Source organism: Rhodococcus chondri (genome assembly GCF_036327435.1).
Taxonomy (GTDB): Bacteria; Actinomycetota; Actinomycetes; order Mycobacteriales; family Mycobacteriaceae; genus Rhodococcus; species Rhodococcus chondri.
On record NZ_JAUZMZ010000145.1, the window covers coordinates 1 to 11,516 of the forward strand.

The 11,516-nt window shown below is 66.6% G+C and carries 15 protein-coding genes; 7 read left to right on the top strand and 8 right to left on the bottom strand.

The annotated features are described in order from the left end of the window. Positions 1-118: 118 nt before the first annotated feature. Positions 119-805 (top strand): TetR/AcrR family transcriptional regulator, encoded by a 687-nt coding sequence (locus Q8814_RS20215; RefSeq protein WP_330153786.1) that lies wholly within the window; start codon positions 119-121, stop codon positions 803-805. 90 nt (positions 806-895) lie between these two features. Here the strand turns inward: Q8814_RS20215 and Q8814_RS20220 are convergent, their stop codons facing one another. Then, on the bottom strand, positions 896-1,126 hold the full coding sequence (locus Q8814_RS20220) for a DUF3107 domain-containing protein (RefSeq protein ID WP_330153787.1): 231 nt from the start codon (positions 1,124-1,126) through the stop codon (positions 896-898). A gap of 44 nt (positions 1,127-1,170) precedes the next feature. Continuing rightward, positions 1,171-1,863 carry a ferritin-like fold-containing protein gene (locus Q8814_RS20225; RefSeq protein WP_330153788.1) on the bottom strand — a complete coding sequence of 231 codons (693 nt, stop codon included), beginning with the start codon at positions 1,861-1,863 and terminating at the stop codon, positions 1,171-1,173. 205 nt (positions 1,864-2,068) lie between these two features. Here Q8814_RS20225 and Q8814_RS20230 point away from each other — a divergent pair, with 205 nt between their 5' ends. Further along, a complete protein-coding gene (locus Q8814_RS20230) occupies positions 2,069-3,739 on the top strand; it encodes a DEAD/DEAH box helicase (RefSeq protein WP_330153789.1) in 1,671 nt (556 codons plus the stop codon). Positions 3,740-3,743: 4 nt separating this feature from the next. Beyond that, positions 3,744-4,955, top strand: coding sequence for an Rv3212 family protein (locus Q8814_RS20235; protein ID WP_330153790.1), 1,212 nt, complete (start codon positions 3,744-3,746; stop codon positions 4,953-4,955). Positions 4,956-4,959: 4 nt separating this feature from the next. On the opposite strand, the gene Q8814_RS20240 is transcribed toward Q8814_RS20235, so the two are convergent. Next, on the bottom strand, positions 4,960-5,748 hold the full coding sequence (locus Q8814_RS20240) for a ParA family protein (protein ID WP_330153791.1): 789 nt from the start codon (positions 5,746-5,748) through the stop codon (positions 4,960-4,962). A gap of 107 nt (positions 5,749-5,855) precedes the next feature. Then, positions 5,856-6,296 (bottom strand): hypothetical protein, encoded by a 441-nt coding sequence (locus Q8814_RS20245; RefSeq protein WP_330153792.1) that lies wholly within the window; start codon positions 6,294-6,296, stop codon positions 5,856-5,858. 47 nt (positions 6,297-6,343) lie between these two features. On the opposite strand from Q8814_RS20245, the gene Q8814_RS20250 reads away from it, so the two are divergent. Together Q8814_RS20250 and Q8814_RS20255 are read left to right on the top strand one after the other, a co-directional pair. Beyond that, a complete protein-coding gene (locus tag Q8814_RS20250; protein WP_330153793.1) occupies positions 6,344-7,294 on the top strand; it encodes a diacylglycerol/lipid kinase family protein in 951 nt (316 codons plus the stop codon). Positions 7,295-7,530: 236 nt separating this feature from the next. Beyond that, positions 7,531-7,785, top strand: coding sequence for a WhiB family transcriptional regulator (locus Q8814_RS20255; RefSeq protein WP_330153794.1), 255 nt, complete (start codon positions 7,531-7,533; stop codon positions 7,783-7,785). A gap of 74 nt (positions 7,786-7,859) precedes the next feature. Here the strand turns inward: Q8814_RS20255 and Q8814_RS20260 are convergent, their stop codons facing one another. Then, positions 7,860-9,341, bottom strand: a complete 1,482-nt coding sequence (locus Q8814_RS20260) for a sensor histidine kinase (RefSeq protein ID WP_330153795.1) — start codon at positions 9,339-9,341, stop codon at positions 7,860-7,862. A 17-nt stretch (positions 9,342-9,358) separates the two neighbouring features. Continuing rightward, a complete protein-coding gene (locus Q8814_RS20265) occupies positions 9,359-9,574 on the bottom strand; it encodes a biotin/lipoyl-binding carrier protein (protein ID WP_330153796.1) in 216 nt (71 codons plus the stop codon). A 97-nt stretch (positions 9,575-9,671) separates the two neighbouring features. Here Q8814_RS20265 and Q8814_RS26560 point away from each other — a divergent pair, with 97 nt between their 5' ends. Next, the gene (locus Q8814_RS26560; protein WP_022597109.1) at positions 9,672-9,746 is read left to right on the top strand and encodes a 50S ribosomal protein bL37; all 75 of its coding nucleotides are present in this window, start codon (positions 9,672-9,674) and stop codon (positions 9,744-9,746) included. Positions 9,747-9,817: 71 nt separating this feature from the next. Here Q8814_RS26560 and rsrA read toward each other — a convergent pair whose 3' ends face one another. Together rsrA and Q8814_RS20275 are read right to left on the bottom strand one after the other, a co-directional pair. Further along, positions 9,818-10,114 (bottom strand): mycothiol system anti-sigma-R factor, encoded by a 297-nt coding sequence (rsrA, locus tag Q8814_RS20270; protein ID WP_330153797.1) that lies wholly within the window; start codon positions 10,112-10,114, stop codon positions 9,818-9,820. Then, positions 10,111-10,761: a sigma-70 family RNA polymerase sigma factor gene (locus Q8814_RS20275; RefSeq protein WP_330153798.1), complete on the bottom strand. Its 651-nt coding sequence runs from the start codon at positions 10,759-10,761 to the stop codon at positions 10,111-10,113. The genes rsrA and Q8814_RS20275 overlap by 4 nt, the downstream gene beginning before the upstream one ends. Positions 10,762-10,963: 202 nt before the next feature. Here Q8814_RS20275 and ybaK point away from each other — a divergent pair, with 202 nt between their 5' ends. Next, entirely contained in the window at positions 10,964-11,470 is a 507-nt protein-coding gene (gene ybaK / locus Q8814_RS20280) for a Cys-tRNA(Pro) deacylase (protein WP_330153799.1), read from the top strand. The last annotated feature ends 46 nt before the right edge of the window (positions 11,471-11,516 follow it).

Sequence of the window (11,516 nt, forward strand, 5' to 3'; positions counted from 1 at the left end):
GGATACTGATCGGTATACCGGTCGCCCATGAATGAGCAGGTGACCTGTAACCTGCAGGAATGAGAGGCGTCGAAGTGGCAATGGTCACTGGCGGCGAGTGTGCAGATTGGGAGCCAGCATGACCGAAGTCGCCGCCCGAGCATCCGGCCGGGCCAACACCACGAACGGAACCGGCACGAACGGAGCCAAGCGGGGCGCCCGGATGCCGCGGGACGAACGCCGTGCCCAACTGCTCGGAGCCGCCAGCGAAGTGTTCGTCACCCACGGCTACCACGCAGCCGGAATGGACGAGATCGCCGAGTGCGCCGGCGTCAGCAAACCGGTGCTCTACCAGCATTTCCCCGGCAAGCTCGAACTGTACTGCGCGGTCCTGCAGAACTACGTCGACGTCCTCATTTCCGGGGTGCGGCAGGCGTTGCGCTCCACCACCGACAACCGGCAGCGGGTCCGGGCCGCGGTACAGGCGTTCTTCGACTTCGTCGACAACGACAGTCAGGGCTTCCGGCTCGTGTTCGAATCCGATCTGATGGGTGAGCACGAGGTGGCCCGCCGTGTCGAGCAGGCCACCGAGGCGTGCGTCGATGCCGTGTTCGACCTGGTCAGCCATGATTCGGGGCTGGATCCGTACCGTGCCCGCATTCTCGCGGTAGGACTCGTCGGCACAAGTCAGTTCACCGCCCGCTACTGGCTCGACGCATCCCGCCCGATCTCGAAGGAAGACGCGGTGGACACCACCGTGGCGTTGGCTTGGGGCGGGCTCAAGCACGTTCCGTTGCAGCCGGAGCTGCGTCGCCGCGAGCCGTAGAGCGCGCGTCGGCCGAAAGATCGAAGGGCCGAATGACCGAAGGGCCGGGACGCACTTTCTGATGCGTCCCGGCCCTTCGGTCATCTGCGTTCACATGGCTGCGAAACCGACCTTGCCGAGAGCTGCGGGGCCGATCTCGACGTATGCGAGCTTGGCCGCCTGGACGAGAACCTTGCGTCCCTTTTCGTCGACGAGTGCGAGCACGCCGCCGTTCGCTCCACCCAGCGCGGCCGTCACAAGTGCCTCCACCTCATCGGGCGTCTGGTCGCTGACGACGACGAGTTCGCGCGGGCTGTCCGCGACGCCGATCTTGACCTCCACGGTGGACCTCCGAAATCTCAGGCTGTACTGCTGTCCCCGTCAGGCTAATGCAGTCCGAGCACCGACATCCGTTCGGCGTGCTCGATCTGCATCCGATCGATGAGCGCAGCGATGTTCGACAGGTCGCCCGAGGCGAGGATCACGAGTTCGGCGAGCTCCTCACGCTGGGCCAGGATGTACTGGGCCTGGGTGATCGCCTCCCCGAGCAGACGACGACCCCACAGCATGAGCCGATCCTTCTGCAGCGGGCTGCGCTCGACGACCTCGCGGACCTCCTGCACGACGAACTCCGAATGTCCGGTATCCGCGAGCACCTCGCGCACGACGGATGCGACCTCGGGCGCGAGCAGGCCTGCGATCTCCCGGTAGAAGTCCGCGGCGATACCGTCCCCGACGTAGGCCTTCACCATCGATTCGAGCCAGGTCGACGGGGTGGTCGACGCGTGATAGGCGTCCAGAGCCGCGCGATACGGTTCCATCGCGGCATAGATCTCGACACCGCGTTCGCTCAGTGCCGTGTGCAATGTCTCGAAATGGCTCATCTCGGCGGCCGCCATGCCGGCCAGGGCCACGCGCCCGCGGAGGGACGGCGAGAACGCGGCGTCGTCCGCCAAGCGGTAGAAGGCCGATATCTCGCCGTAGGCGAGCACCGCGAAAAGCTCGGCAACACCGGGGTGATCAGCGGGGACGGTAGAAGACGAGCGGGATTCAGCAGTGGACGGCGGTTCGGCTCCCATGACGACAAAGCGTAGTACCACCTCGCCGAATATGCCGCGCCCGGTACAATGGATGCGGAAGACCGCGCTTCGAGCTGCTGAACGCGGCCCGCGGGCTTCACCGATAATGTGCGCGCACCCGATTGCGGATCGCTGTCGCGCTTCGCCGAGCCCTCAGAGGATTGCTCGAGCTGAGGCGCAGGCCGGTCGCCTGTCCACCTCGTGCGTGCGTGCCGAGACCAGGAAGGCCAGACCCCTGAGCAAGATCACCATCGACCACGAAGACGACGCCAGCGACACCACCGTCTCCGCGCAGCTCGACGCGACCCACGTCGCCCCCACCTTCGCCGAACTCGGTGTCCGGGACGAAATCGTCCGCGCACTCGCCGAGTCCGGGATCGAGCGCACCTTCGCGATCCAAGAGCTGACACTCCCCCTCGCCCTCGCCGGCGACGACCTCATCGGTCAGGCCCGCACCGGCATGGGCAAGACCTTCGGATTCGGCGTGCCGCTGCTGCACCGCATCACCACCGAGGGCTCCGGCACCTCCACCCTCGACGGCACGCCCCGCGCACTCGTCATCGTCCCGACCCGCGAGCTGTGCGTCCAGGTCACCAACGACCTGGTAAACGCCTCCAAGCACCTCCCCGGCAGCCGCAAGTCCGGCCTCGAGGTTCTGTCCATCTACGGTGGCCGCCCGTACGAGCAGCAGATCGACCAGTTGAAGAAGGGTGTCGACGTCGTCGTGGGCACCCCGGGTCGCCTCCTCGACCTGGCCAATCAGGGCCACCTGATCCTCGGCAAGATCGGTGTACTCGTCATGGACGAAGCCGACGAGATGCTGGACCTCGGCTTCCTGCCGGACATCGAACGCATCCTGGGGATGGTCCCCGACCGCCGCCAGACGATGCTGTTCTCGGCCACCATGCCGGGCCCCATCATCACCCTGGCCCGCACGTTCCTCACGCAGCCGACGCACATCCGGGCCGAAGAGGCCGAATCGTCCGCGGTGCACGAGCGCACCCACCAGGTCGTCTATCGCGCCCACGCCCTCGACAAGGCCGAGCTCGTCGCCCGCGTGCTGCAGGCCGAGGGCCGCGGCGCCACCATGGTCTTCACCCGCACCAAACGCACCGCGCAGAAGGTGGCCGACGACCTCGTCGAGCGCGGATTCGCATGTGGTGCCGTGCACGGTGACCTCGGGCAGATCGCCCGCGAGAAGGCACTCGACAAGTTCCGCCAGGGGAAGATCGACGTCCTGGTCGCCACCGATGTCGCGGCTCGCGGCATCGACATCGACGACGTCACACACGTCATCAACTACCAGTGCCCCGAGGACGAGAAGACTTACGTCCACCGCATCGGCCGCACCGGCCGCGCGGGCCGGACCGGTATCGCCGTGACCCTCGTCGACTGGGACGATATTCCGCGCTGGCAGCTCATCGACAAGGCTCTCGGGCTCGACATCCCGGATCCGGTGGAGACGTACTCGAGCTCACCGCATCTCTACGAGGAGCTGAGCATCCCCGAAGGCGTCACCGGTCGCATCCGCAAGGCGACGCCCGCAAAGGCCGCAGCGACCGCGCCGTCGGACGGATCCGGAACGTCGGGTGATCGCGAGGAGCGCGGTGAGCGTCCCGCGCGCACGCGCAGCAGGCGTCGTACGGTCCGCGGTAAGGCCGTCACCGAGAGCGGTTCGACAGACACCGGCGAGCAGTCCTCTCCCAGCACCGACGCCCCCGAGGCCGACGAGAGCGGCGCGGACAACGGCGGCACACCGAGTCGGAAACGCCGTCGCCGTCGCCGTGGCGGATCCGCCGCCGGTACCGCGGCGCACGGTGGAGCCACGCAGAACACACCGGCCCACGACACGGTCTCGACCACGGCCCCGCAGTAGCAGCGTGCTCCCGCCCGAGCGACGCACGCGCACGGACCTGCTCGTCGCCATGGCACTCGTCGCCACCGTTCTGGTGGCGGCGAGTGTTGTCTGGCTTCGCTCGGATGCGCGCGGCACCACTTCGATCACGTGGGACGATCCGGTAACTGCTCCTCCCACCGCGAACACCGTCCCGCCGGACCTGTCCGAGCTCTGGCGTTCCCCGAGTGCCGCGACCGCCCGTGCCCTCGCTGTCGGTGGAACCGCCGCAACCGCGGACGGCACCACCGTCGTCGGGCGCGACCTTCTCACCGGCGAGAGCCGGTGGAGTTACGAACGCGATCGTCCGCTGTGCGCGGCGACCGCCGCCTGGGGCACGATCGTCTCCGTCTATCCGGACCGGCGCGGGTGCGGTCAGGTCACGGCTCTCGCGGCGGACAGCGGTGCACGCGCCGCGCAACGCACCAGCAACGCCGACGACGCCGTCCGGCTGCTGAACGCGGGTGCACACGTGATCTCGTTCGGGGACACGCGACTCGAGATGTGGCGTTCCGACCTGGTACGGACCGTCGAGTACGGCCGGGTGGACGCCCCGGTCAACCCCGGTTCACAGCCGCGGACCGGCTGCAACCTCCGATCTGCCGGGGCGAGTGGAGAAGTCCTCGCTGTGCTCGAGCAATGCCCCGGGGAACCCACCGAACGCCTGACCCTCCTCGATCCCACTCCGGAGGACAGTCAGAAGCCCGAGGAGTTCGCCTCGTCGGTACTTCCCGAGGCAGCGCCGGGTGGGGGCAGCCGGATCGTCGCTGTCGTCGAGGAACGCGTCGCCGTGTATCTCCCGCCCGGCAACGGTGCCGCACCCCGCATCGACGTCTTCGACAGCAGCGGTGACATCGTGCAACGTCACGTGCTGGAACACACCGCCGGACCGGACGCCGGACCGGCGAAGGAGCACGACGGCATGCTCGTGTGGTGGACCGGGGCCGACACGATTGCGCTCGCCGCCTCGGATTTCGCTCCTCGCTGGGTCGTCGAGGACACTCTCGGCACGGGCGACGCAATGGCGGGCACCCTGCTGCTACCGGTCGAAGGCGCGCTCGCCGTTGTCGATCCCTCGACCGGCGACTCGCGCGGCCGGATATCCGTCGAACGTGGCGGCCGAGGCCCGGTCTCCGTCACCGTCGCGGGCGATGTGGTGCTCGAACAGCGGGGCAGTGAAATCGTGGCGTTGCGTTGAGCGCCTACCCGCTCAGGGTTTCGAGTTTGCGGCCGTCCGTCCAGTAGTTCAGCAGGTTCTCCGCGAGCTCTCGGTACGCCTGCGCGCCCTTGTTCTTCCGTCCGGCGAGGACGGTCGCTCCGGACGCCGACGCCTCCGCGAATCGGACGGTACGGGGAATCGCCGGCGACAGCACCGGAAGGTTGTAGCGGTCGGAGACGTCGGCGAGCACATCCCGGCTGTGGGTGGTGCGCGCGTCGTAGAGCGTGGGTAGCGCGCCGAGGAGGTCGAGATCGGGGTTGGTGATCTGTTTGACCTCTTCGACGGTGCGCAGCAGCTGTCCGACGCCGCGATGCGCGAGCGTTTCGCACTGCAGCGGCACAAGTACCGACTCGGCGGCGGTGAGACCGTTGAGGGTGAGCACTCCGAGCGACGGCGGACAGTCGACGATGACGATGTCGAAATCGTCTCGTATGGTCGCCAGCGCCCGCTTGAGCGCATACTCGCGGCCGGGGCGCATGAGCAGCAGCGCTTCCGCTCCTGCGAGGTCGATCGTGGCAGGAAGCAAGGTAATGCCCTCGGCGGTGTCGAGGAGGACCTCTTTCGCCTCGGCGTCCCCGATGAGCACATCGTGCACCGAGCGTTCGATCTTGTCCGGGTTGTGTCCGAGCGAGAACGTCAGACAGGCCTGGGGATCGAGGTCGACGACGAGAACACGCTGGTCGAGTGCGGCCAGAGCCGCAGCCAACGACGCAACGGTGGTCGTCTTCGCGACGCCACCCTTCTGATTTGCCACCGCAAGTACCGTTGTCACACGTCGATCCTTGCCTACTCGGAGCCCGGATGCGAGGCGACCCCCGCCTCCCGCCATCCCGGGCGCGTCGTACAAGTTGCATGTTCAGCGCCCGTTTCCCGCTTCGGTTACTGCTTCGAATCGGCATCCGGGTCGTCGTCGGGGACGTACTCTTCCGCGAGCCACTGCGTCGTGGGCGGACTGAACAGCAGCACCAGTGCCGGTACCACGACCAGCGCCAGGACGATGCCGAGTACCACCTGGTGCGAATCCGTCAGCAGCGACCACACCACCGGCAGGAGAAGTAGTTGCGCGACGACCGCGACTGCCCGGCCCCAGTGGATTCCGCGTAGCAGGGCGATCCCGGCGGCGAGCACACCTCCGAACAGAATCGAGAGCCACAGCGCGAAGCCGTAGCCGTTGGTCACGGTCTGATCATGATCCCCCGAGGCCGCGCGAACCACCGAGTACAGCGCGAAGCCGATCGCGACGACACCTTCGAGAACAACAAGCCAGCCTGCGAGGCGGACGGTCGTCGGAACGATGCTGCGAGGAGTTTCGGTGGGCACCCGGCCAGCGTAGTGGACCCGGCGCGGACCACTTAGGCTGATGCTCCGTGCGTGCACTGCTGATCGTGAACCCGAACGCGACGACGACCACACCCGCCGGTCGCGACCGGCTCGCTCACGCATTGGCCGACAGGGTCGGCCTCACCGTGGCGCACACCACCCACCGCGGGCACGCCGCCGAACTGGCACGATCCGCCCACGCCGACGGCATGGACGTGATCGTCGCGCACGGCGGGGACGGCACCGTAAACGAGATCGTCAACGGGTTGCTGGGCGACTCTCCCGACCGGGAGCCGGATCCCACGATCCCGTTACTCGCGGTCGTTCCCGGGGGTTCGGCGAACGTCTTCGCGCGATCGCTGGGCATTGCCGCCGATCCGATGGAGGCAACCGAGCAGCTCCGCACCCTCCTCGCCGAGCGCACCCACCGGCGCATCGGTCTCGGTCACTGTGCCGGTCGCTGGTTTGTGTTCAATGCGGGTCTCGGCCTCGATGCCCAGGTGTGCGAGGCCATCGATCTCAGTCGGGCCGGCGGACGGAAGGTCACAACCGCTCGGTATGTGCGCCATGCGATCACACAGTTCTTCTCCTCCAAGCGCGCCGAACCCGCGCTGACCCTGGAATTGCCGGGCCGAGATCCCGTATCGGGGGTTCATTACGCGTTCGTGTCGAATTCGAGCCCGTGGACGTTCCTCGATACACGACCGGTCCATACGAACCCCGGAACATCGTTCGAGACAGGCCTGGGCATCTTCGCGATGACCACGACGCGGGTTGTTCCGAGCCTGCGGGTGGTGCGGCAACTGCTCGCACGTGGTGGGCAGCCGCAATCACGATATTTACTGCGTGTCGACGATGCCCCCCGAGCGCGGGCGGTGTCCTCGAGGCCCATCGGATTGCAGGTCGATGGTGACTACCTGGGGCTTCACCGCGAAGTGGACTTCGTATCGGTGCCCGCCATTCTCGATGTGGTCGCGCCTACACCACAATTCGGGTAGTCGAATTCTGTGATTCAACCTACATTTTCGAATCCCGAAGTGTACAAAGTGGAATAGACAACAGATGGGCACGCCGCTGGCGTGAGCTTCCCCACGGTCCTGTGGAATTCTATTGACTTCACGCTCGTTCGTGAAAGCATTCACAAGTAACCGCGCGGAAATACTTCGCGACGCACGCATGAACTTGCAGCAACCATCAGCGGTGCCCGACGGCACCATCAAAGGAGAGTAGAAGCATGGACTGGCGCCACAAGGCCATCTGCCGCGACGAAGATCCGGAACTGTTCTTCCCCGTGGGGAACAGCGGCCCGGCCCTCGCGCAGATCGCCGATGCCAAGCTCGTGTGCAATCGGTGCCCCGTCACCGCTGAGTGCCTGTCCTGGGCCCTCGAGTCCGGCCAGGATGCCGGCGTGTGGGGCGCCATGAGCGAAGACGAGCGCCGTGCGCTCAAGCGCCGCAACGCTCGTACCCGGGCCCGCACCGCGGTCTGAGCATCACAGCAGGCGAAAAGCCCGGCACCGTTTCGGTGCCGGGCTTTTTTCTGTCCGTCCGGCGTCGTCCGCCGTCACGTGCCGTTGGCGGGAACCTTCCCCAACGGGAGCCGAAGACGCGCGTCGGTACCTCCCGCGGTGTTCGCCTCCAGATGCAACGCGCCGCCGAGTTCCGCGGCGACGAGTGTCCGCACGATCTGCAGGCCCAACCGGTCGGATTCCTCGAGACTGAACCCTTCGGGTAGTCCCTTGCCCTCGTCGTGCACGATTACGTCGAGCCAGCGCGCCGACCGCTGCGCACGCACGGTCACGGTGCCGTGCGCGCCGGGGTCGAATGCGTGCTCGACAGCGTTCTGCACCAGTTCGGTCAGGACCATGACCAGCGGTGTGGCCCGGTCCGCCGGAAATACACCGAGTTTTCCTTCGCGGTGCACGTGGATCTGGCTGCCCACGGCCGACACGTCCAGGACGATCGGAATCAGCCGGTCGAACACCTCGTCGAGATCGACCTCCTCATCGACGGACATCGACAGCGCTTCGTGCACCAGCGCGATCGACGTCACTCGGCGGACCGCTTCACCGAGCGCCTGCTGCGCTTCCCCGTTGCCGGTGCGACGTGCCTGCAACCGCAACAGCGCCGCGACGGTCTGCAGGTTGTTCTTGACCCGATGGTGGATCTCGCGGATCGTCGCGTCCTTGCTGAGCAGCGCGCGGTCGCGGCGCTTGACCTCGGTGACGTCGCGAACCACCACCGCCGCACCCTCGATCCGACCGCCGGGCGCGAGTACCAGCGCGCGGATCAGCACCGTGGCGCCGCGGGCCTCGATCTCCATGCGCTGCCCGAGACGACCTTCGACCGCACCACGCAGATAGTCCGACACATCGCTGCTCTCGAACGGGTCGGTGACGAGCGCACGCGTCGTCTCGACGAGATCCTGGCCCAGCAGGTCGGAGTTGAACCCCATCCGGTGATACGCCGACAGTGCGTTCGGGCTGGCGTAGACCACGCAGCCGTCACGGTCGAGCCGAATGAAGCCGTCACCGGCGCGAGGACTGGATTTCGTATCCGAGCGCGCCTCGGGGGTGGGGAAGGTTCCCTCACTGATCATGCGGTAGAGCGCGTCGGCACATTCGAGATAGGCCGTTTCGAGCGCGCTCGTCGACCGGCGGGACACGCGTGCCGCATCGCGGCTGAGAACCGCAACGATTTCCCCCTCCCACCGCACCGGCACCGCCTGGCGCAGATTGATCGCGTCACCGTTGCCCGGGTAGGCGGTCACGATCGTGCCTGTCTCGAAAGCCTCACGTACATAAGGATGTTCGTCGTCGGATACGACCTTGCCGACGGCGTCTTCGGGCAACACCGTCGATGCGGTGGTGGGCCGGCACTGCGCGACGCACACGATTCCGTCGGATTCGGCGTTCACCCACAGCAACACGTCCGCGAAGGACAGGTCGGCGAGTAGTTGCCACTCCCCCACCACTCGTTGCAGATGGTCGACGGCGGCGCCGGGCAGATCGGTGTGGGTCGCGAGCAGCGAACTGAGGGTGGACACGGGAACGGTCTTCGTGCTCAGGAGATGACCGCGATGAGATCGCCCTGCTGGATGACGTCGCCGACCGCCACATCCAGGGACGTGACGGTACCCGCGCTCTCCGCGATCACCGGGATCTCCATTTTCATCGACTCGAGGATCACGAGTGTGTCGCCTTCCGCAACGACATCGCCTTCGCTCACCACCACCTCGAAGACGGTCGAGACCATCTCCGCGCGCACGTCCTCTGCCATCGAACACCTCTTTCGCGGACTCGGACGGTGGACCTGCCGACAGGACCACTCGACCGCACGTGAAACACTGTAGTGAAACTCGAAAGGAGACCGAATCATGGGTAAGCGAGGCCGCAAGAAGCGCAGTCGCAAGGGTAACGCCGCCAATCACGGCAAGCGTCCCAACGCCTGACACGCTCGACAACCGCCGAAGGGCCGGAAAGCTGATTGCTTTCCGGCCCTTCGGCTGTTGTCGGCCGTCCGTCAGTTCTGCGCGGAGCGGCTGTCGCCGTCGCTCTGTATCACCACAACCGTGCGGCGGATCTCGAGCATCAGCCGCTCCCGCAACCCCTCGGGAGCGTGCTCACCACCGCATTTGCGACTGAGCAGCGATTTGATCCGCTCTTCGAGGCCGTACTCCTCGAGACAGGACCCGCAGTTGTCGAGATGGCCCTGCAGTCGGGCACGAGATGTCTCGTCGCACTCGGAATCGAGGAGCATGTACACATCCGCGATCACCGCGGAGCAATCGAGTTGCTCGAACTCTGCCGGCTCACTCACTGGGAGACTCCCTTCCTGTGCTCGGTTGTGTCGGTCGTCACCGGCTCGGCCGCTGTCGCCGCGTCCACGGCACCCCCACGGTTGAATCCACGCTCCCGCGCGACATCGGCGAGGAGACCGCGCAGTTGTTTGCGGCCACGATGCAATCGGGACATCACCGTGCCGATGGGCGTACCCATGATCTCCGCGATCTCCTTGTACGGAAACCCTTCGACGTCCGCGTAGTACACCGCCATCCGGAAGTCCTCGGGCAGTTCCTGCAGCGCGGCCTTGATGTCGTCGTCCGGCAACGCATCGAGCGCCTCGACCTCCGCGGAGCGCAGGCCGGTGGAGGTGTGTTCCGCGGTCGCCGCGAGCTGCCAGTCGGTGATTTCCTCGGTCGGATACTGGGCAGGCTGCCGCTGCCGCTTCCGGTACGAATTGATGTAGGTGTTGGTCAGGATCCGGTACAGCCAGGCCTTGAGATTCGTGCCCTCCCGAAACGACCTGAACGCCGAGAATGCCTTGATGTAGGTTTCCTGCACCAGATCCTCGGCATCCGCGGGATTGCGGGTCATTCGCAACGCCGCGCCGTACAACTGGTCGAGCAGGGGCAATGCGTCCCGCTCGAACCTCTCGGCCAGTTCCGCGCCAGTCTCCTCGACCACACCGATCCCTTCACTTGCGTCTTCCGTGAAGGCTACCGGGCCGACGGTAGCCGGACGGGACGGACACAGAACGGGCACCGGTTCTCCGATCGTTGTGGGCGACGACGGCCGCGCCGGAGGCACGACCCAACGAGGTCAACACCGAACCTTCCCGCGTTGTTCCGCCCGTCGCGGGTGCGCGCGATTGCCTACAGTGACGCGCATGGCTTCGACGTCCACGCCCGCCACCAAGCTGTTGTCGCGGGAAAAGGTGCCGTACACGGTGCACGAATATCCGCACGATCCACGCTCGGGCTCGTACGGGTCCGAGGCGACCTCCGCCCTGGGACTACGACTCGGTGTCGACGCCGCACAGATCTTCAAGACCCTCGTCGTCGCGCTGTCCGACGGCACGCTGGGGGTTGCGGTGATCCCGGTCCCGGCGACCTTGTCGCTCAAGGCTGCCGCGGCCGCGCTGGGCAGGGGCGGAAAGGCCGCAATGGCCGAACGCGCTGACGCCGAACGTGTTACGGGGTACGTCCTGGGCGGAATCTCTCCCCTCGGGCAGCGCAAACGGCTGAGCACCGTTGTCGACGAGTCCGCCCGGAACTTCGATCGCGTGTTCTGCAGCGCCGGCCGGCGCGGACTGGAGATCGAACTCGCCCCCGCCGATCTGATCCGCCTCACGGGGGCCGTGGTGGCGCCGGTGAGCGCCGGACCCGGGCACTGATATGTAGAAGCCCTTGTCAAGAGGGCAGAGTGAGGCGCCGCCCGGG

Bases quoted from the DNA above. Each gene is read 5' to 3' on its own strand.
- ybaK (WP_330153799.1), top strand. From the start codon at position 10,964: ATGGCTTCGACGTCCACGCCCGCCACCAAGCTGTTGTCGCGGGAAAAG.
- Q8814_RS20215 (WP_330153786.1), top strand. From the start codon at position 119: ATGACCGAAGTCGCCGCCCGAGCATCCGGCCGGGCCAACACCACGAAC.
- Q8814_RS20255 (WP_330153794.1), top strand. From the start codon at position 7,531: ATGGACTGGCGCCACAAGGCCATCTGCCGCGACGAAGATCCGGAACTG.
- Q8814_RS20225 (WP_330153788.1), bottom strand. From the start codon at position 1,863: ATGGGAGCCGAACCGCCGTCCACTGCTGAATCCCGCTCGTCTTCTACC.
- Q8814_RS20265 (WP_330153796.1), bottom strand. From the start codon at position 9,574: ATGGCAGAGGACGTGCGCGCGGAGATGGTCTCGACCGTCTTCGAGGTG.